The sequence below is a fragment of the Streptomyces phaeochromogenes genome (genome assembly GCF_001418655.1).
GTDB lineage: Bacteria > Actinomycetota > Actinomycetes > Streptomycetales > Streptomycetaceae > Streptomyces > Streptomyces phaeochromogenes.
Genome location: NZ_LIQZ01000264.1, coordinates 1 through 440 on the forward strand (window position 1 = coordinate 1; position 440 = coordinate 440).

The window sequence follows — 440 nt, forward strand, 5'->3', positions numbered from 1 at the left end:
CTTCTCGTGATCCCCCACGGCCCGGTAGAACTCCCCCAGCCGCACCTCACCCCACCGCTCGGCGATCATCCGGCAGGCCAGCCACCCACCCTCATAGGCCCGCGCCAGCGAACCCGCGTCGCCGCCGAACCCGAAGTCCTCGTCGCCCGGCAGCGCGTCGGGCACCCGCCCCTCGGCCACCGCCCGCGCCAGCTCAGGCGCGGCCTGCGGGGCCGTGCGCCCGGTGCCGCGGTAGCCGACCCAGTCCGCGTACCCCTCGGAGAGCCACAGCGGAGTGGCCGCCGAGGTCGACGCGCGGGTCGCGACATGGGTCGTCTCATGGGTGAGGACGACCTGCCGCCCGAAGGCACCGAGCACCCCGTACGCGTCGGGGTTGACGATGATCCGGTCGGCGGGCGCCTTCGCGGATCCGCCGGCCTCGCCCGTGGTGACGGCCGCGA

1 pseudogene is annotated in these 440 nt (G+C 75.5%); it reads right to left on the minus strand.

Annotation, left to right across the window (positions count from 1 at the left end):
- Window positions 1–440: pseudogene (locus AOK17_RS31130) on the minus strand (hypothetical protein); the annotation flags it as partial.